General features: G+C 68.5%; 15 protein-coding genes. 2 read left to right on the forward strand and 13 right to left on the reverse strand.

All coding sequences use genetic code 11. The features are described from left to right. The first annotated feature begins 151 nt into the window (after window positions 1-151). Window positions 152-1,858, forward strand: coding sequence for a GMC oxidoreductase (locus ID810_RS11030; protein WP_166857235.1), 1,707 nt, complete (start codon window positions 152-154; stop codon window positions 1,856-1,858). Window positions 1,859-1,872: 14 nt separating this feature from the next. Here the strand turns inward: ID810_RS11030 and ID810_RS11035 are convergent, their stop codons facing one another. The 12 genes from ID810_RS11035 to ID810_RS11090 all read right to left on the reverse strand — a co-directional run bounded on the left by ID810_RS11035 (window position 1,873) and on the right by ID810_RS11090 (window position 16,747). Beyond that, on the reverse strand, window positions 1,873-3,156 hold the full coding sequence (locus ID810_RS11035; RefSeq protein ID WP_166857233.1) for a CehA/McbA family metallohydrolase: 1,284 nt from the start codon (window positions 3,154-3,156) through the stop codon (window positions 1,873-1,875). A 2-nt stretch (window positions 3,157-3,158) separates the two neighbouring features. Continuing rightward, on the reverse strand, window positions 3,159-5,978 hold the full coding sequence (locus tag ID810_RS11040) for a glycoside hydrolase family 38 N-terminal domain-containing protein (protein ID WP_166857231.1): 2,820 nt from the start codon (window positions 5,976-5,978) through the stop codon (window positions 3,159-3,161). After that, complete coding sequence (locus tag ID810_RS11045; protein WP_188232605.1) at window positions 5,975-7,069, reverse strand: ABC transporter ATP-binding protein; 1,095 nt, start codon at window positions 7,067-7,069, stop codon at window positions 5,975-5,977. The genes ID810_RS11040 and ID810_RS11045 overlap by 4 nt, the downstream gene beginning before the upstream one ends. Continuing rightward, window positions 7,066-7,935, reverse strand: a complete 870-nt coding sequence (locus tag ID810_RS11050) for a carbohydrate ABC transporter permease (protein ID WP_166857229.1) — start codon at window positions 7,933-7,935, stop codon at window positions 7,066-7,068. Before ID810_RS11050 ends, ID810_RS11045 begins: the two co-directional genes overlap by 4 nt. Next, entirely contained in the window at window positions 7,932-8,858 is a 927-nt protein-coding gene (locus ID810_RS11055; protein WP_166857227.1) for a carbohydrate ABC transporter permease, read from the reverse strand. Before ID810_RS11055 ends, ID810_RS11050 begins: the two co-directional genes overlap by 4 nt. A 6-nt stretch (window positions 8,859-8,864) precedes the next feature. Then, window positions 8,865-10,148 (reverse strand): extracellular solute-binding protein, encoded by a 1,284-nt coding sequence (locus ID810_RS11060; RefSeq protein ID WP_196781502.1) that lies wholly within the window; start codon window positions 10,146-10,148, stop codon window positions 8,865-8,867. 386 nt (window positions 10,149-10,534) lie between these two features. Continuing rightward, a complete protein-coding gene (locus ID810_RS11065; protein ID WP_166857225.1) occupies window positions 10,535-11,749 on the reverse strand; it encodes an ROK family transcriptional regulator in 1,215 nt (404 codons plus the stop codon). Between the two features lie 823 nt (window positions 11,750-12,572). Continuing rightward, a complete protein-coding gene (locus ID810_RS11070) occupies window positions 12,573-13,574 on the reverse strand; it encodes a sugar phosphate isomerase/epimerase family protein (RefSeq protein WP_166857223.1) in 1,002 nt (333 codons plus the stop codon). A 12-nt stretch (window positions 13,575-13,586) separates the two neighbouring features. Continuing rightward, the gene (locus ID810_RS11075; RefSeq protein ID WP_166857221.1) at window positions 13,587-14,000 is read right to left on the reverse strand and encodes a C-glycoside deglycosidase beta subunit domain-containing protein; all 414 of its coding nucleotides are present in this window, start codon (window positions 13,998-14,000) and stop codon (window positions 13,587-13,589) included. A 42-nt stretch (window positions 14,001-14,042) separates the two neighbouring features. Continuing rightward, a complete protein-coding gene (locus tag ID810_RS11080; protein ID WP_166857219.1) occupies window positions 14,043-14,438 on the reverse strand; it encodes a C-glycoside deglycosidase beta subunit domain-containing protein in 396 nt (131 codons plus the stop codon). 3 nt (window positions 14,439-14,441) lie between these two features. Further along, window positions 14,442-15,467, reverse strand: a complete 1,026-nt coding sequence (locus ID810_RS11085) for a sugar phosphate isomerase/epimerase family protein (RefSeq protein ID WP_166857217.1) — start codon at window positions 15,465-15,467, stop codon at window positions 14,442-14,444. A gap of 155 nt (window positions 15,468-15,622) precedes the next feature. After that, window positions 15,623-16,747: a Gfo/Idh/MocA family protein gene (locus ID810_RS11090; RefSeq protein ID WP_166857215.1), complete on the reverse strand. Its 1,125-nt coding sequence runs from the start codon at window positions 16,745-16,747 to the stop codon at window positions 15,623-15,625. Between the two features lie 549 nt (window positions 16,748-17,296). Here ID810_RS11090 and ID810_RS11095 point away from each other — a divergent pair. Continuing rightward, entirely contained in the window at window positions 17,297-17,524 is a 228-nt protein-coding gene (locus ID810_RS11095; RefSeq protein ID WP_166857185.1) for a hypothetical protein, read from the forward strand. Window positions 17,525-18,865: 1,341 nt separating this feature from the next. On the opposite strand, the gene ID810_RS11100 is transcribed toward ID810_RS11095, so the two are convergent. After that, on the reverse strand, window positions 18,866-19,855 hold the full coding sequence (locus ID810_RS11100; RefSeq protein WP_166857213.1) for a Fic family protein: 990 nt from the start codon (window positions 19,853-19,855) through the stop codon (window positions 18,866-18,868). Window positions 19,856-19,885: the final 30 nt, after the last annotated feature.

Consider the following 19,885-nt stretch of genomic DNA (forward strand, 5'->3'; position numbering starts at 1 on the left):
AAGCCGGGCGATGGGGGTCTCCGTCCGGCGGGGCTCCTTCGTAGCCTGATTGATATCCGGCAGCGACGCCGGGAGACCGCCTCCTCGCGGGCCCCGACGTCGTCGGCCCCAGCACCAGCCCACAGCGCCCCGAGCGCAGAAAGGCGGACAGATGTCCCCCACAATCGACCGTCACTTCGACGCGATCGTCATCGGGTCCGGCCCGGCCGGATCGACGGCGGTGCGAGAACTCGCCGAGGCCGGCATGAGCGTCCTGTTGCTCGAGGCGGGGCGCGAGCTCACCGAGAAGGACTTCACTCCCCCGGTCTACGGCGAGCCCAAGGGCATGGGGCTGGACCTGGGGGTGCGCGCCAAGCGCATCCTGCTGGACCACCAGTGGAACCAGGCGCGCCGCTCCTTCTACTCGGACACGTCCTCACGCTTCCTCGTCAACGACGCCGAGCACCCCTACACCTACCCGCTCGACGCCCCCTTCCTCTACATCCGCTCACGGCTGCTGGGCGGGCGCATGCACGCCTACGGCCGTGTGCTCCAGCGCATGAGCGACGTCGACTTCAAGGCGGCCTCCCTCGACGGCGTCGGCATCGATTGGCCCTTCGAGTACAAGGACATCGCCCCCTACTACGACCGGGTCGAGGAGCTCGTCGGCCTGTACGGCGACGACGACCCGGGGGTCGAGCACCCTCCGCCCGGCACGTACATCGGCCCCTCCCACCTCAACGAGATGGAGATGGAGTTCAAGCGCGTCGTCGAGGAGCGCTGGCCCGAGCGTCACGTCATCGGCTACCGCTTCCAAGCGCCGTTCCTCGACCGCGTGCCCCCGGGCATCCGCCAGGCCCGCAGGACCGGCAATCTCACGATCCGCACACACGCCGTCGTCACCCGTGTGACGACGGACCCGCGCACGGGCCTGGCGACGGGCGCGGTCTTCGTCGACGCCCGCACCAAGCAGGAGCACAAGGTGGTCGGGGACATCGTCCTGCTGTGCGCCTCCGCCTTCGAGTCCGTGCGCCTGCTGCTCAACTCGGGCGACTCGCGCCACCCGGACGGCCTGGCCAACTCCAGCGGCCTGGTCGGCCGCTACCTGCTCGAGCAGGCCCTGGCGCTGGGCTACGGCGACGACCCTCGCCACCCCGGCTACTTCGGGCCGTCGACGCAGGCCGAGCCGGACCCGTTCTACGGCGGCAGCGGCGGCTTCCTCATCCCCCGCTACCAGAACCTCCACGGCCAGACGGAGCCCTTCAAGCGCGGTTACTCCTTCCAGGGCCTGGCGGGCCGCGTGCCCGTCCCGGAGGACGCCCCGGGCATGTTCGGCTTCGGCGCGGGCATCGAGATGCTGCCCCAGTACGGCAACCACCTGTCCCTGTCGCGCCGTATCAAGGACGCCTGGGGCGTGCCGGCGCCGCATATCGTCATCCGTAACGACGACAACGATCGCCGGATGGTCAAGGCGGCCGTGCGCGACATCAACGAGATGATGGACGCGGCCGGCCTGCGCACAAACTTCGTGGCCTCGAACTTCGGGATCCACTCCAAGCAGGTGTGGCCGGACTTCAACCCGGTCCAGCGTGCGATCTTCCGGCTCGGCATCCGCATGTCGGTGATGAACGGCGTGTCGATCCACGAGGCGGGCGGCGCCCGCATGGGCCACGACCCGGCGCTGAGCGTGCTCAACGGCGTGTGCCAGACGTGGGACGTGCCGAACCTGTTCGTGACGGACGCGGCCTCCTTCCCTACCGGTTCGACGGAGGGCCCGGCCCTGACGATCATGGCGGTGACGGCCAGGGCCTGCGACTACATCGTGAGGGCGCATCCCGCGGGCGAGCTGACGAGGCCGACCCAGGACGTCGTCCTGTGAGGGGCTGAGCCGCCTCAGGCGGACAGGGCCACGACCCACCGGCCGGCGGTCTCAAGGCGGTACGGTCCCCTCGCGGCCGGTGCACGCACGACCTGGTGGTCCTCATCGATCACCAGGCGGGCACCGAGCCGGTCCACGAGCACGGTCCCCGTCGCATCCACCGCCATGAGGTCCTCCTCGCCGTGCCCGTCCACGCCGCCCAGACGCACAAGGGCAGGACAGTTGAGCAGTTCGGGGCGGGCCTCCTCCTCGTCGACGTAGCGGGCGCTGCCGGTCACCATGGTCCGGCCCGCCGCCATCGCCTCGATGAGGGCCGGCGCGCTGCACTCCTCCGCCGCGATCCAGGTCGTGGGCATGCCCGGGCGCAGGGGGGTGGAGCGGTTGTGGAAGTCTCCGCCCCCGAGGACCACGACGGCATCGGGCAGCATCGCCGCCCAGGCCAGGATCGAGGTGTCTGTGAGATTGCGGTACCAGGTGCCGTGGAAGAGCTCGGCGCCGGGGGGCATGCGCTCCAGGGGGTGCAGCCACGAGCAGTCGTCGGCGACCGGGTGGTTGATCGACATGAAGCCGCCGCGGCGCTCAACCTCCTCCACCCACGTGCGGGCCTCGGCCCGGAAGTCGATGACGCCGATCTCGCCCCAGGCGTTGGCGTGCCCGCGGTGGGTGGTCATCTCCTGGCCGGGCACCAGGGTGATGCCGTGGCGCTGCGAGACGGAGGCGAGGTGGGGGTGGTGGCTGGTCGTGTTGTGGTCGGTGCACCCCAGGTAGTCCAGCCCGGACCTGACGCCCTCGTTGGCCAGCTCCCACAGCGACAGCTCCCCATCGGAGTGCAGGCAGTGGTTGTGGGGGTCACCCGCGTACCAGGTCAGACCCCGAGAAGCGGGCAGGCCCCGGTCGGATCCCCGTAGGAGGCGCCGGACAGGGGCCTCGCGCGGGCCGTGGTCCGGGTGCTCTCGGGCGGGGCAGACCACCGTGATAGTGACGTCCACACCCTCGGCGGGCACCTGGTGCAGGCCCAGGAGCACCGCCCACTGCCCGGGCACGACGCCCGGGTGGTAGCCGGGAGTGGCGTCATCGCGCTCGACGACGTAGGAGATCCGCGCCCCTCCGGACCAACCACGCAGGCCGTCGGGTCCCAGGAGGCCGAGGTCGATGCCCACGCCCTCCTGCGTGCCCAGGTCCATGCTCACCCCGATGGACTCGGCACCGGGCGGGACCTCGAAGGGGACAGTGGGGTAGCGGTCCGCGGCCTGGTCGGACAAGGTGAGGCGCAGCGTCGTGCGCCGAAGGACGGCCATCGTTATTCCTCCACATCCACTGCGCCTGCCACGGCCGTCGAGCGCAGGGTGATGATCGACGAGGCCGGGACCGTCAGGGACCACGGGTCAACCCCGGCCTCCAGGACGTCCCCGGACAGGTCCGTGCGGTCCCACCGTCCCCACATCCGGGCCCTCAACGGCTCCGCGTGGTGGTGGTAGTTGACGAAACGGGCCTCCACGACGCCGTCGTTGACGCGGCGCAGCGACTCCAGGGCGACCCGCCCGCAGGTGGTCACGACGGAGCCGACCGGCTCCGCCTCGCCCGTACCCCCTCCACTCTCCACGACCTCCGCGTCCGTCTGGACGGCGCCGGGTACGAGGACGGGCTCGTAGTGGAACAGGTCCGAGTGGCGCACGATCTGCGAGTCATCCCACCGGGGGCACGACAGGTCGACAGCGAGGTCGGTCTCGACACGCACGCCAAGGTACTGGGCTCCGGGCACGGGAATCTGCGCTCCCGCGGGCTCATCGCGCAGCGGGTGCACGTTGACACTCATGAGGTCGACGGCGCGCACTAACGTGATGGCGATCTCGTCAGGCCTCTGCGTGCCATCCTCCCCATCCGCTCCCGTGCCGCGTACGGCGCCTCCGTCCGGGGGGGTGACGATCTCGTACTCTGTGAGCCGGTCGGTGTGGACCGCGACTCCACCGGCGTGGACGAAGCGGGTGGCAGGATACGTCGGCAGGGGGTACTCGCCCCACCCGTCCTCGCTGGTGCGTCCGCGGCGGGTCACCCCGTACTGCCCGGCGGACACCGAGCCCTCCAGGTCCCGGTCGAAGGTGGGCACGTGGAGCCTGAGCCGGTGGTTGCCGACCCCGTTGACAAGGAACGTACGCACGCGTACGAAGCGCTCACCCTCACGGAGCTCTATGCGAGTGTCGATCACCTGGTCCTGCGTAGGACCGCTACGGGTTGAGCGGTCGGTGCTCAGCCCCTGCGGCAGCCGGTAGATGCGCCTGACGAGGATGCGCCCCCGCAGCGGGCCACGCTCCTGGACCTCCACCCGGGTGGCGACCGCGGCGTCAACCCTGTCACCGGCCACGGGACCGAAGTTGTAGGAGTCTCCCCGGTCACCCTCGTCGACGATGGCCAGGGCGCGGCGTATGACTCGCCCGTTGAGGAGGTCTTCGATGCTCACCAGGCCGTCGTCGTCGATGTCAACACGAACCAGGTCGTTGGACATGCTCCGCTCACCCACGCGCACGGGGTGGTCGATACCGCCCGCGTCACTCCCCAGCGCTACCGCCGCGGTGCCCTGCGCATGGCCGGCAACCAGCACCCGGCACGAGGGCTGTGCCACGGTGAGAACGCGCCAGGGACGATCGTCAGGTGCTGCTGCCAGCCGGCGGTCGAGCTCGACGGTGAAGTCGTCGGGGTCGAAGGCGTCCCCACCGCTGCGGGCGACCTCGAAGACGAGTTCGGTGGGGGCGGGGAAGGACCAGCCGCGGATGCGTCCGCCGAACAGCTCCTGGCCGTGGATCCGGCGCAGGACCCGACGCACATGCTCGGCGGGTATCGTCTCGTCGCCGATGACAGTGGGCAGTTCTTCAAGGAGCTGGGCCCCCTCCGGGAGAGCCTCGGGCCTGCCGTCGAGCACGGTCTCGCCCTGGACACGGCGCGCCCACCCCGACTGATTGAAGGCGACGAGCTCACCGGGCCCGCCCACCCGGGCCAGGGTCGGCAGGGCGACGTCGACGGCACCTGCGGCCGCGTGAGCCGCGACGTGCAGACGCGTGAGGACCTGCTCCGCGGTGGTGTCCGCGCCGCAGCCGGTTACCGAGTCGTGCGCGGAGGACTCCACGACCAGCCGCCATCCACGCTCCAGCAGCGCTGTGCGGGACGGGCCGCCAACGGCGACGTCAAGGCGCTCAGCGGTGGTCAGGGCCCGCTCGGCGCCCGCCATCGCCTTCTTGAGGTTGGTCCGGGCGGACAGGACCCCGGGCAGGATGTTGCCCAGTGCGTGGGAGCGCATCTCGCCCACGACCAGGGGCAGGTCGTCCAGGGCCTGCGGGTCGTGCTCGCGCGAGGCCACGACCTGCCCCAGGGTGGCCACCGTCATGACCGCGTCGGGACAGCGGGCATTGTGGGCCCGTACTGCGTCGAGAAGGTCCGGTCGCGGTTCCATATGGTCGGTGCCGTACATGCCGGCCGGAGACCGCCCGTCGAAGCGGCCAGTATTCGTGTGCAGGTAGTCCGCCACAAGCCGGTCGAGCTTGCCAGGGCTGTCGAACAGCGTGAGGGCAGACCCGTAGCCGTCCCACAGGTACTCCACGCGCACCTGGGAGCCGTCCAGGGCGCGCCAGCAGAAGGCATCGCGGTCCACCGCGGCGGGCACGCCCCGCCACAGGGCGGCGTCGGCCAGGCCGAACCCCCTGAGTATCTGCGGCATCTGGGCTGCGTGGCCGAACATGTCGGGCAGGTAGCCGACTCGCATCTCCCCACCCAGGGTCCGACATGCCCTGATGCCCAGCTCGAGGTTGCGCACCGTGGTCTCTCCGTCACAGCAGAACTCGTCCAGGAGGATGAGGAACGGTCCTACAGCCAGCTGTCCGCGGGCAACCGCGGCGCTCAACCGCTCACGGTTCTGCGGGCGGAGGACCAGGTAGTCCTCGAAGGCGGCTGCCTGCCCGTCGAGGGTGAAACGGTAGGCCTCCTCGTGCTCCAAAAGGTTCAGTAGGCCGTCAATCATGCGCACCAGGCGCGCACGAAACACGTCATGGGGCTCATACCACTCCCGGTCCCAGTGGGTGTGAGGGACGATCCACATGGCCGTGGGGGAGTCTCCGCGCGTCGCGCTCACAGGCGCCCACCCCCGACGAGCTCGCCGTTTTCGGCGTCGAACACCAGGGTCTTGGCCTGGGGGAAGGTGAGCCGGCACCGCTGGCCCGGTTCGGGCAATGACTCCTCCCCGACAATGGCCTGCAGACGTCCGGCCTCACAACGGATGGTGAGCAGGGTCTGGGCCCCGAGGTTCTCCACTGTGTGCACCTGCCCGCCCACGGCCCCGGTGCCGGTCGCACCGTCATCGGAGCATTGGACGTACTCGGGACGCACGCCCCACCTCACCTTCATCCCCTCCGTAGGCGCGCGCCTCATGGTCACGGGCAAGGCGATGCGGGACCCCAGTGACTCGATCGCCCCCTCACGGATGACGCCGTCGTTGAGGTTCATAGGGTGCGAGCCGATGAAGGAGGCGACGAACTCGTTGGCGGGGCTGTGGAAGATCTCCGCGGGCGTGCCGACCTGCAGGATCCTGCCCTTCCGCATGACGGCGATACGGTCCGCGAGGGCGAGGGCCTCCGCCTGGTCGTGGGTGACGAACACCGAGGTGATGCCCAGGTCGCGTTGCAGCTCCTTGAGGAAGGTTCGTGCTTCCAGCCGCAGCCGGGCGTCCAGGTTGGACAGGGGCTCATCGAGCAGGAGCACGTCGGGCCTCGTCGCGATGGCCCGCGCCAGGGCGACGCGTTGCTGCTGCCCGCCAGACAGCTGGGCAGGACGTCGCTCCAGCAGCTCAGTCAAGGAGAGTCGTTCCGCCGTGTCGGCTGCGGTCCGACGGCGCTCGGCCCGAGCAACTCTGCGTATCCGCAACGGGTAGGCGATGTTGTCCGACACGTCCATGTGGGGGAAGAGGGCGTAGTCCTGGAAGACCATGGCCACCCCACGTTGTCCGGGCTCGACGTCGGTCATGTCGGTCCCGCCGATGGTCAGCGTCCCCTCGGTGATGGTCTCCAGTCCCGCGATGGACCTGAGCAGGGTCGTCTTGCCGCATCCCGAGGGACCCAGCAGGGCGAAGAACTCGCCGTCAGCGATAGACACGTCCACCCCGTCCACGCCGCGCACCCCATTGGGGTACTGCTTCACGAGGCCCTTCATGACGATCGTGGCTGTCATGACTTGATACCTCCATAGAAGCGGAAGCCGAACTTCCTGTTGACGACGAAGTAGATGAGCAGGACGGGCAGAGCGAAGATGAGGGCGAACACCGAGATCAGTCTGAGATCGGCCTGCCCTGACTCGGTGTAGAAGGTGTACATGAGCACGGCCGCGGGCTGGCTCGCAGGGTCGCGCAGCAGCAGGTACGGGACAAGGAAGTTGCCCCAGACCTGAACGACCGACCAGATCGCGACAAAGGCAATTCCGGGGCGGGCCACGGGGATGACGACGTCGGCGAGGATCCTGCCCGGGCCGGCCCCGTACAAACGGGCCGACTCCTCGTAGGACTTGGGGACCGAGTCCATGAAGTCCTTGAGGATGAACACGACTGTGGGCAACAGACCCCCGGCCAGCACCAGGATCACTCCGGTGTGGGTGTTGATCAGGCCAATGAGGTTCATCAGCTGGAAGGTGGGCACCATGGCCGCGGTCCCCGTGACGATGGAGGACAGTAGAAGCATTGCGTACAGGAGCGCGTCGCGCCCGGGGATGCGCACACGCGACAAGGCGTAGGAGGCGAGTGTGCCCAGGGCGATGACCACCACCATGGTGCCCAGGGCGATGAGCAGGGAGTTGAGGATCGACGTCAGGGCGTAGGGGTTGTCCATCAGGCGTTGGAAGCTCGACAGTGTCCACTGCGGCCACTTCACCGCCATGGTCGGGTTCTGGTCGAAGGGGGCGACCAGCAGCCAGGCCAGGGGTAGAGCGAAGAGAGCCCCGATGAGGACGAGCGCGGTCACGAAGACGATGCGTTCGGCGGTCCGGCGCAGGGCTCTGGTCCACGCTTTCCGGCGAGTGCGGCCGGGCGAGAGTGCGGTGGTCATCGTCTGCTCCTTCCGACTCTCATGTAGGCCAGGGCGATGACCAGGTTGATGAGGAGCATGAGCACCGACAGCGCTGCTCCACGCCCGAGATGCCCGCCGGGGATGGCCGTCTTGTAGATGTAGACCGACATGATCTCGGTGCGTCGCCCTGGCCCGCCGGCGGTGAGCAGGTAGGGGGTGAAGGTGTTGAAGGTCCACAGCGTGATCATGAGGGTGTTGGTCAGGATGTGGCCTCTGATCGTGGGCAGGACGACGTCGCGCAACTGCTGCCACCCCGACGCACCAGCCATGCGCGAGCTCTCCAACTGTGAGGGCGGCACCGCAGACAACGCGGAGGAGAACAGTTGCATGGAGAAGGCCGTGCCGCACCAGATGTTGAAGATGATGATGACGGCCAGGGGGTGCTCAATGAGCCAGGCCTTGCCGGGCATGTGCAGCAGCGCGTTAAGCGTGCCCTCGCGCCGGTCGAGTAGGGCGATCCACAAGAATGAGACGACGGACCCGGGGATGACCCAGGCCGCGAGCACCACTGACTCAAGGGCGGTGCGCGCCCACCCTCCTAGGCGTCGGACCGACCAGGCCAGGGAGAAGCCCATGAGGCTCTGGCCCACAACCCCGGACAGTGCGACAAACAGCACCGTCACGCGCAGGGAGTTCCAGAAGGAGGGGTCGCGCAGGGTCGTCAGGTAGTTGTCTGCCCCCACGACGTCGGTAGCCGAGGCGGCGAGGCCGGTCAGCCGATAATTGGTCAGCCCCAGGTAGATCGTCCACACCGCCGGAAACAGGAGGAACAGGGCAATGAGCGTCAGGGCCGGAGCTACGAAGAGCAGCGCCCTTCCCCCGCCCAGACCTGCGACGTCCTCGTCGCATCCCCTCGGGCGCTGCGCCCGAGGGGACGTCTGCGTTGTCTTTGCAACAGGCACGGCAGATCAGTTCCCGCTCGTGACGGCGTCGGCGCCCACGACTCCTTCAAGGCCCGGCACGTAGGACCTCATGACGTCATCGATTCCGGTTCCCATGACGACGTCGAGGGTCGTCTGCTGTAGGAGGACAGAGACCTCCGGGTACTCAGCCAGGCCGGGCCGGTAAGCCGTGATGGGCAGAACATGCTCGGACACAAAGGAGAGCATGGGGTCGGAGGCTAGAAGCTTGGCGTTGACGTCGTCGCGCGGCGAGATCGACAGGGTGCCAGCAGCGCGGGCCTCGAAGGCCTCCACGGAGTTCATGAAGGCGAGCAGCTCCCAGGCCAGTTCCGGGTCGGCCGAGTTCGGGTTGAGAACCCTGGCAGTACCACCGGACATAGACACGTAGTCCTGCCCGTTGATACCCGCCCCGGGCCTCCTGGCGGGGATCTTGGCGTAGCCGACCACGGTGTCGCGGTCCGCCATTGGAGCGGTACCCACCCCCTCGGCGGGATTGATGACGGAGCGCCAGAAGTAGTCGCCCTCGAACAGGATGGCGATGCGACCCGCCGCGAACTCCTGGAAGGACGTGTCCCGCCCAGAGGCCTCCTGCTGGAGTATCGGATCGCCCAGGCCCTCGTCGACATAGATCGTCTTGTACAGGTCCAGCACCTGCCTCATGCCCTGAGTGTCACCGGCCCAGGCGCCGTCGGCCCACAGGTGCTGACCGGTTCCCATGAGCATGGGCAGCAGACCCTGCATGGAGGTGGCCTCCCCCATGGCAGTGCCCGCGTTCAGCTGGAGCGGGACCACGTCGGCCACCTTGTCCTTGATGGCGCGGGCCGCTGAGAGGATGTCGTCCCACGAGGTCGGCTGCCAGTCAGCGGGCAGCCCGGCCTTCTCGAAGAGAGTCTTGTTGTAGTAGATCACCCGGCCGTCAGCTCCTTGCGGAACGCCGTAGCGCTTGCCCTCGAAGGAGGCAGCCCCCTGGATGGCCTCAGGGATCTGCGTCCACCCGTCCCACGAGCCTGCCACTGCCCCCGCCACGTCATCCAGGGGCTTGATGTAGTCGGCCTGTGCGTACTCCCCAATCCAGATCCCGTCCAGGGAGACAACGTCGGCCCCCTTGCCGGACTGGAAGTCGAGAGCCGTCTTCGTCTTGTAGTCCTCGTCGTCGACTCCTTGCGCCTCGAAGATGACGTCGACCTCCCTCCCGGCGTTCTTCTGGGCCTCCTTGAATCTCGGAATGACCCATTCCTCGATCCACGTGGCCTCCGCCGCGTTCTTGCCGCCGCTGATGGCGTTGCTCATGATGGTCAGCGTCCCCGGCTTGGTGCCGGAGCCGCCCCGGTCTCCGCACGCCCCCAGAAGGAGCGCGGCCGAGGCCAGCACTCCGCCTGTCATCAGGCCGCGCCGTGTCATGGATGGTGTTGTCATGATCTACCTCCGTGTTGGTGTGTTGTTCTCCTACCCGCGGCCGGCGGGGAGGCGGAGGACGCGCTCCGGCCTGGCGAGGGCGAGGACGTCGTAGGACACGGGGGCGTGGGCACCAGTGACCACGCCGTCCCGCCGGCATCTGGGACGCCACGTCCTCGTGGCGTCGTCCTACATTATTCTGAAGTTCAGATTAAATCGTGTCAACCCCCTCCCCCAACTGTCACCGGTTCGTGATCGGCTGACGCCCGCGAGCGCCCCTCTCAGCGGCCAGCTGAGCTCGGCGCTCGCGGCACGTAGCGACTGTCATGCACCACCGAGGCGGCTCCAATGGCACCGACGTCCTCACCCATGGCCGTGGACATGACCCTCACCGGATGAGGTCCTCTGGCGGAAGGGCGCCGCACCGTTCGTCTGGCCGCAGGCGCATACCAGGGCTCGAGGAGCCGCCAGTACGGACCACCGAACACCACCATGTCGGCATCGAGCAGCTCGGTCGCCATCATGACCAGCTCGGCCATCCGGTCCGCCGCTCCAGACAGCAGCCGGTCCGCGCGCTCGTCCCCACCCTCAGCCAGCGAGCACAGTTGCGCGAAGCGGCGCTCCAGCGCCACGAAGTCCGAGCGCGTCGGCAGCGGCTCGGGCTGGATCCCCAGGACGTGAGCCCGCTCAACCAAAACGGCAGGGTCATTGGCCATCCCCGGCGGTTCACCGGGAGCGTTCGACCCCAAGGCCGTCATCATTGCTCCGACCTCCCCGCTGTTGCCGGAGAAGCCGCGCACCGGATCGCCGTTGACCGATAGCCCCAAGCCCGTGCCGGTCCCCACGTAGACGAACACCATCGTCGAGTCCAAGGACTCCCCGGCCCGCACCCAGTTCTCCCCGATCACAGCCGCCAGGGTGTCCTTGACCACCGGCACGGGCATCTGCAGCCGCTCACTCAGGAGCTCACCCAGGGGCACCCCAGCCCAGCCAGGTAACCACACCGCACTATCGGGAGCCGCGGTCGCAGGGTCCACCGGTCCCGGCAGAGCCAGACAGGCCCCGACCAGCCGGCGCTCATCAACCTTCCCGTCTCGAATGAGCCGCTGCACCATCGCAGCAACCTTCGCCATCGCCAGACGTGGGTCATCCGCATCCACATCAGTCGACGAGACCGACGCCGTCACCTCACCGCCCAGATCCAGGGCCACGATGGTGACCACGGAGGGATCGACGTGCACCCCCACGGCGATGCGCGCAGAGGCGACAATGTCCAGGATCGTGCGCGGGCGCCCCCGCCCACTGACCCTGGTCTCCACCTCGGCCAGCAGACCCCGCCCCTGAAGGCCTCGCACGATCGCCGACACCGTCTGCACCGACAACCCCGTCGACGCAGCAATATCCCGCTGGCTAGAGGCGCCCAGGCGACGAAAGGCGTGAATGACAACGTTCTCGTTGTACCTGCCCAGACCCGTCAGACTGGTTCCCGCCCTCATCGAACCGCCCTCCCTTGAGTCCCGTGCCGGCCTGCTAACCATAAGGGCGACCAACCCCACAGCCCGCGAGACAGCCCGATCTCCCCCGACTGTCAATTCGCTCGTCACAGCGGAGCCCACGACCACGCCACCCCGGCGCGCACGGCCGACGGCGTGGGGACCGTCACCCGTTCCACGTCAAAGCGTGCACAAGTTGGCGACAAGCATCCATCGAGGCGACGTCGAGTTTGTGGTGTTATTCCGGGCAATATAACGAGCGCGAGGCGCGCATGTGGGCGCACGCACACCATTCCGTGCACAATGCGCCCGGGATCGCGGCGATATTCTTACACCACGACACACGAAGAGAGCTCCCCCACGGACACCCCTTCGGAGGTCGGATCCAACAGAACCCGAACGAAAGGAACACCTCATGTTCTTCAACTCCATCGACGCCACCACCGTCCGCGCCTACGCCGAGATGGTCAACGAGCAGCTCAAGGAGCGCGCCACCGACGACGAGAACTGACTCGACGGCGGAGCCGCACCAGCGCTCCGACCCCTCGGACCCCACAACACCGTCGCGCCCCACATGCCGACGCGACCCCTGACGCAAGCAGGCCGGAGACACTGTGGTCTCCGGCCTTTGTCGTGCCTGCGCCTGTCTGGTCTGACTCCTGACACTTTCGGGGCGCTGGCGGGGCCGAGGGAACTGTTGGTATCACGCGGCGGGCTTAGCGGCCGTGGGGCACCAGGCCCGGGGCACTAAGCCGACGAGGGGCGGGCCGGGAGCTGGGGGCGTGTCCACGTGCGCAACCGCCAGCCGCGTCCGCCCGGGCTCGGCTCACAGGCTCTCGAGGATGCTCCTGCCCAGCGTGAGGTGGCGCCCGATCTGCTCGTCGGCGTCGTCGAGATAGAAGGCGTGGCCCTCGTACTCGCTGATGAAGACGCCCTGGAAGCCGCCGTCGGCCAGGATGGACAGCGCCCGCTCGTAGGGGATCGTGGGCTCATAGACCCGGCCGTTCTCGTCGCGCTCGAGGTGGTAGAACTTGCCGTGCACGTAGGTGACGTAGGGCACCATCGCGGCGAAGGAGTCGAGCTCGGCCGGCGCGAAGGACAGGTAGCCGAACCACTCGGAGATCGCGACCTTCTCGCCATAGCCGCCGTTCATGGTGCTGGCGACGTGCGCCTGCATCTCCTCCTCGCTCATGCCGTTGTGGCGGTTGGCGATGATCCAGTCCAGGTTCTTGCGCTCGGCACCCAGGCCGATATAGCGGTTGACGGCGATCTCGGTGGGGCGCTCGATGAACATGCCGAAGTCCGGCACAAGGCCGAAGTTCTTCAGGCCCTTGTCGTCGATGACGCGCATGAACTCGGCGACCTCCGGGTCGGCGGGCGTGTGCGGGGCGTGGATCTCGAAGCCGATCTGGATGCCGTACTCCTCGCCGATGGCGTTGACCGCCTCAGCCAGGTCCGGACCGAAGCCGGTGGCGCGCAGGAACGTGGCGCCGAGTCGGCGGGCGGTCATGATGTCGAGGCGGATGTCGGACAGGATGTCCTCACGGCTCATGGCGTGGCCGGTCACGCGCCCGAGGTCCACGTAGCCGCCGTAGGAGAAGACCTCGACGCCGTGCTTGTGGGAAGCCTCGAGCACGGCCTGGATCTCGTCCTCGCGCGGGACGGGATACTGCTGGAAGGTCTGGGCGCCGACGAGCTCGACCTTGGTCACGCCCTGGGCGGCGACGTGGGCGAAGACCGTGTCAATCGTCCAATCGTCGTTCTTGATGAACTGCTCGGTGTAGCTGTAGCAGGAGATGCCCTGCTCGATGCCGTTGATCGTTGCCATGTGGGTCACTCCTCAGCTCTCGGAGACGGTCAGGGTGGCGCGCGCGGAGGCATCGAACATGCCGTAGACGCCAGGGGCGAACTGCATGTAGACGACGCGGGCCTCACACACGACGTCGACGTCGTGCGGGCCGGCGGCCAGCGGGGCACCGAGGACGTGCAGGTGGATGGGGGTCTTGACCCCCCAGTACTCGGTGTGAGCAAGGGGGACCTCATACAGGCGCAGGTACTTGCCGTTGATCTCGACAAGAAGGCGGTCGTCGTCGATGCGCTCGCCGTCGACGCTCAGCTCAAGGCGCTCGACGGCGGAGATCGGGGTGCCGCGGTAGTAGTTGAGTCCGACCTCGAGGACGTAGCCGGTGGCCTCGTTCCTCAGACTGCGCAGCACGTGCGCGTCGAAGCCCAGCTTCATGAACTTGGTGGGCATGGGGTGTCCCTTTCTGGATACGGTGGACGTGGCGCGGGTGCGTCAGGCGCGCACGGTGACGGTGCGCGTACAGCGGTTCTCGGAGATGAAGGGCAGGTAGGACACGCGCAGGCGCAGGTTGACGGCGATCTCGTGCTCGCCGTCGGCCAGGCCGCCCTCCTGCAGGACGGTGATGGTGGCGAAGGTGCGCAGCTCCCAGCGCACGTCGGAGACGTCGGCGAGCTCGGCGAAGGTGCGGGTGACGCCGTTGTAGGTCAGGCGCAGGTCCTCCTCGGCCACAGCCTCGCCATCGACACGCACCTCAGGGACCTCGACCATGGACAGGCCCAGGCCGCGGTAGTACGGCAGGTGGGTCTCGAAGGAGAAGCCCGTGACGGTGCCGTCGTCGGCGACGACGTTGCGCACGCTGCCCTCGCGGATGATCATCTCGTTGAACATGCCTCAGCCCTCCTTGCCGGCGAGGTCCGCGAGCAGCGCGGCGAGCATGCCCTGGTGCGCTGCGACCTGGGTGACGGAGTCGACCGTCTCGGCGTCCTCGATGTGGCGGTTGCCCTCGTACTCGCTGGAGAGATAGCCGTCGAAGCCGATCTCCTCCAGGAGGGGGACGATCTCGTGGTAGGGGATGGAGTACTCGTGCCAGTAGTCGAATCCCTCGACCGGGTACATCTCGTAGAACTTGGCGTGGATGTGCTTGATGAGCTCGGCGTGGGAGCGCAGGCAGTCGACCGGCTGAGCGATCATGTGGACGCCGTTGCGGGCGAGCCCGAGCGTAACGGGGTCGGCGCCGTCGGCCTCGAGGCGCTCGAAGAGGGCCTGGGTGTCGCCGTGGGTGTTGTAGGTCTCGACGATCTGCGCGGCGAGGTCGGGGTCGGCGCCGTCGCGCAGGGCGCGGTCGACGACGACGCGGGGCAGCCGGTGGACGAAGATGCCCATGTCGGGGACGCAGCCGACGACGTCGGAGCCCACGCGCTCGGCGACCTCGAGGTGACGCTTGATCCAGTCGTCGTCGAAGGAGTACGGGGAGTGGACCTCGACGCCCATCCACACGCCGTGCTCGCGCGCGTAGGGGGCGGCGGCCTCGACGACCTCGGGCGGGGTGTTGACGATGACGCGGATGCCCTGGGCGCCCATCTTGGCGGTGTGGCGGATGTCCCGGTGGAGGGACTCGACCATCTCGTCGAGGTTGAGCAGGCGTCCCTTGTAGCGCTTGGTGTCGAGGAACATGTCGTGGACGGTCGGCGTCGTGCCGTAGGTGTCCATGAGCTCCTTCCAGCGGGCGTAGAAGGAGTCGGGCAGGTCGCTCTGGCCGGGGAAGGGGAAGCCGGGGATCATCTGCTCGCCGAGGGTCTCGATGCCGAGCGCGCCGGTGCGGGCGGCGGCGGCGATCGCGTCCTTGAGGGTGAAGGAGCCGTGGGCGTACTCGTGCTGGTACGAGTACAGGCTCACGCCGCGCTTGATCCGGGTCATGGTTGCGCTCCTTACTGAGTGCTCCGGGGGCGGTGGGGTGTGTTGTGGTGCCGACGTCGGACACCACGTAAGTGAGTAGTGCAGTTGCTGCGGGGCCGACGTCGGGTACGGGTTCGGCCCCGGCCCTGCGGCGGGCCGGGGCCGAACCCGGAGGCTCAGTCGAAGTAGACCGGCTTGCCGCCCTGAGCGGCGGAGGTGTAGATGCCGTCGAGGATCTCGGTGACGACGACGGCCTGGTCGGCGGTGACGTAGGGCTCGGTGTCGTTCTCGATGGCGTCGAGCCACAGTCCGGCCTCGAGGCCACCCATGTAGGCGAAGCCGTTCTGGGCGCCGCCGACGCCGCCGGCGGAGAAGTAGGCGCCGCCCTCACCGAAGGTGGTGTTGACCTGCTTGCCTCCCTCGATGAGGTTGACGTCGACGATGAGGTTGGCCGAGCCGTTCGGGTCCTGGATGGTCTCGGCACCGGCCTCGATGCCGTGGATGGTGATGCAGCCCTCGCGGGCGGCCTTGATGTTGAGGGCCCAGGAGGCCTCGACGAAGAGGGAGGCGCCGTTCGTGAAGGTGACGAAGCCGAAGGCCGAGTCCTCGACGTCGTAGGTGGCGGGGTCCCACTCGCCGCCGATGTTGCCAGCGGGCTTGTCGCCGAGCTTGTAGTTGACGACGCCGGTGACCGAGGCGACCTCGTAGTTGTCCATGAGCCACAGGGCGACGTCGATGGAGTGGCCGCCGAGGTCGATGAGGGGGCCGCCGCCCTGCTTGGACTTGTCGGTGAAGACGCCCCAGATCGGCACGCCGCGACGGCGGGCGGCGTGGGCCTTGGCAGCGTAGATCTCGCCGAACTTGCCCTCGTCGGCGAGCTTCTTGAGGAACTGGTACTCCTCGCGCTGGCGGTACTGGAAGCCGACGGTGAGCTTCTTGCCGACGCGCTTGGCGGTGTCGCGCATCGTGCGGGCGTCCTCGGCGGTGACGGCCATGGGCTTCTCGACCATGACGTGCTTGCCGGCCTCGAGGGCGGCGACGGTGATCTCGCAGTGGTTGGCGTTCCAGGTGCAGACATGGACGACGTCGATGTTGGGGTCGCCCACGACGTCCGTGTAGTCGGTGGTGGTGTAGGCGGCGTCGTTGCCCCACTGGGCCTTGCCCGCCTCGGCACGCTCGATGTCGTAGTCGCAGAAGGCGACGACCTCGGCGCGGTCCTTGTGCTGGGCGAGGCCAACCAGGTGCTTCTGGGTGCCGATGAACCCGAGGCCGATGATGCCGATGCGCAGCTTGTCAGACATGGGGTGAACTCCTGTGTTCGTCCTTAAGGCGACCTGCGTGGTCACCCTTGGCGGGGTATGTCCCCCGCCTCACAGGATTCATTTAATCGACGCGCGTGGGCCGATCCCAACGCCATGACCGCCCACTTACGCCCCACCCGTGCATAAGAGGTCGTCGCGTCACCGCATCAGCGGCAGGCGGCGCCAGAGGGCCGACCCGCACGCCGGCTGCACCCGTGTGGACTACCTTCCCCCGCTCGGACCACCTTCCCTCGCTCGGACCACCTTCCCCCGCTCGGACCACCTCAGACGCGTTCACAGGTGGTCCGAACTGGCTGTTGGTGGTCCGAACTGGCCGTTGGCGGTCCGGACGACGTGCGGGCCGCGGCATCGACACCGGCCCACGGCCCGGTGGGACCGCCAACGTGTCAGTGCCCCGGTGGGACCGCCAACGTGTCAGTGCCCCGGTGAATACTGTCCACGGGAACGATCACGGCAGGTGCCGGCGCGACCTGCGTCGCCACCCTGGCACTTGCTGGCCAAGAGCAGCAGGAGGCAGGAGGACCGGTCATGTCAGCCGTCACCCGGGCGCTGGCCCTGCGGCGCCTGCGCGAGGAGTCCCCCGTGCTCGCACTCATGCGCTCCGACACCATGCCGGTCGCGGCCGCAGCCCTGGCCGAGGCTGGAGCCGCGGCCGAGGCCGGGGCCGGGGCCGGGGCCGGGGCCGAGGCCGGGGCCAGGGCCGGACGGAGGCTGGGGCTGAGGCCAGGGCCAGGGCCGGACGGAGGCCGGGGCTGAGGCCGGGGCCAGGGCCGGACGGAGGCTGGGGCTGAGGCTGAGGCCAGGGCCGGGGCCAGGGCCGGGGCCGGGACGGAGAACGCCGGCGGCGTCGTCACCCCGTTGCGCCTGGAGCAGGAGCGCATCGCCTGGGACTGGGCCGAGCCGCGCATCCGCCGGTCCGTTGAGGCCGCCCGCAGGGGCGGGTGAGCGCGGAGAAGCCAGAGCCTGCGCGGCGGCCTGAGCCTGCGAGACAGGTCATCCGGGCCGGCAGGCCGGCGAGGCGCCGGGGCGGGTCATCCGGAGCGCCGGAGACCGTCACCCCACAGGCGCAGACACGCTCAGCCGCTGGTAGCGCGCAGCGCCCATCTCCACGCGCGATGAGGTGCAGCCTGTCACCGATGTCCCGAGGCAGTACTGCCGCCGAACTCCTCGGTTTGCTCGCGAAAGTACGGCACAACACCGTACTTTCGAGAGCGAACCGAGGAGTTGGAGGGTGGCAGCGCGCCGTGCGCCCGCCGAGGGGCCATGAGTGCGCGCGAGGATGGGTGCGTCTGGTCACGGCGCCCGGAGGACTCGACGAGGACGGGCGTCGACCTCGTTCCTCGCCCGTCCATCTCGTTCTGCTCGCGTCGATCTCGTTCCGTACGCGTTGACCTCGTTCCGTGAACGAACGAGATCAACGTGCGAGGGACGAGATGACGAGCCGACGGACGAGAGGGAGGGCCGAGGGACGAGCCGGAGAGTCGACGAACGAGATGGACGGGCTCAGCGTGCGCCGTCCAGGCCCCGGGCCTGGTGACGACGACGTCGGGCCATGACCTGGGGTCTCGTCAGGAACTGACGCCCGTGTGTGCAGTGTGGCCACGGGCGGCGTGCACGAGCGGCGGCCCGAGCCTGTCCGCACCTGCGGGACAACGAGCTGGTGGCAGCGCGGGGGATTCCAGGCCGGCGACCGCCACGGGCCCGATGGGCCGGAAGCCGGAGGAGACCACCCCCGCCACCCAGACGTGTCACCCCCGCACACACCCGACGTGTCTCCGATGTCCCGAGGTAGAACTGTCACCGATGTCCTGAGACATCGCACCTGCGTTGCGGACAACGTATCTGCGTTGTGGACAACCTGGCCGCGTGTGGATCACCTCGTTACTCCAATACGGTGATCCACACTGCGCGAGGTGGTCCGGATAGCAGCGAGGTGATCCACACTGCTCGAGATGGGGGTGGGTGAGCGCGGGGCGGCCAGAACCTGCGCGGCGGCCAGAACCTGCGCGGCGGGTCATCCGAGGCGGCGGGCTGGCGAGCCGCCGACACCCGTCACCTCACCGGCTGGCAGACGACTCCCCGCCGACATCCGTCGCTTCACCAGCCAGCAGACGACTCCCCGCCGCGGTCGACGACCGTCCACCTGCCCGCCCTGGCGCTGCCCTCGCGCACCAGGGCGCCGCTGGCGCGCAGGGCGGCGATGACGCGCTCGGACGTCCTGCGCGAGCAGTCCAGGTGATCGGCCAGATCCGCCACCGTCGCCGCCGGGTGCGCGGCCAGGAACATCAACGCCCTCTCTGAACGGTCCTCTGCCATAGTTCGTCCAGTGGTGGCGGCGTAGGGCAGCAGGGCGTCACGGATGACCGTCAGCATCAGCGCCACGAAGTCCTCGCCCGAGCCGGCCGCGTTCGAACGAGCAAGCGCCTCGTAGTAGCGCTGCTGCCGTTCCCGGATGACGGTCTCGATCGGCAGCCATGCCAGCGCAGGGCGCCAGCGGGCCAGAAGCAGCGTGTGCCACAAGCGTCCGGTCCGCCCGTTGCCGTCGCTGAAGGGGTGGATGAACTCGAACTCGTAGTGGAAGAGGCAGGACACGAGCAGCGGGTGCATATCCGTACGAGCCATCCACCCGAACAGGTCCGCCATGACCTCGGGCACATAGGTGGCGGGGGTGCCCGCGTGGATGAGCCGGTCGCCGTCGAACACCCCCGCATTACCGTCGCGGAACCGTCCCGCGTCGACGATGATGCCGCCCATCATGACGCCGTGGACCCGAAGCAGGTCGGCGAGCGAGTACGGGTCGAGCTCCTCAACGAGCCCGTAGGCGCGGTTGGCGTTCTCGACCTCACGAATCTCCCGCGCGGGCCCGAGGACGCGCCTGCCGTCGATGATCGCGGTCACAGCGTCGTGCGAGAGCTGGTTTCCCTCGATCATGAGCGAGGAGCGGATCGTGCGGATGCGCAGTTCCCGGTGCAGCCGGGGGCTCGTGCTCAAGGGGGAGGCGGGGCCGAGCGACCCCACGTACTCGGCGATCTCCATGCAGAGGTCGTCGATCACGGGGGTGCGGGCGAAAGGGGGCGTGTAGTCCATCCGGCTCCTATCCGCTTCCGGATCCCTCCG

The organism is Actinomyces respiraculi (assembly GCF_014595995.2).
Taxonomy (GTDB): domain Bacteria; phylum Actinomycetota; class Actinomycetes; order Actinomycetales; family Actinomycetaceae; genus Actinomyces; species Actinomyces respiraculi.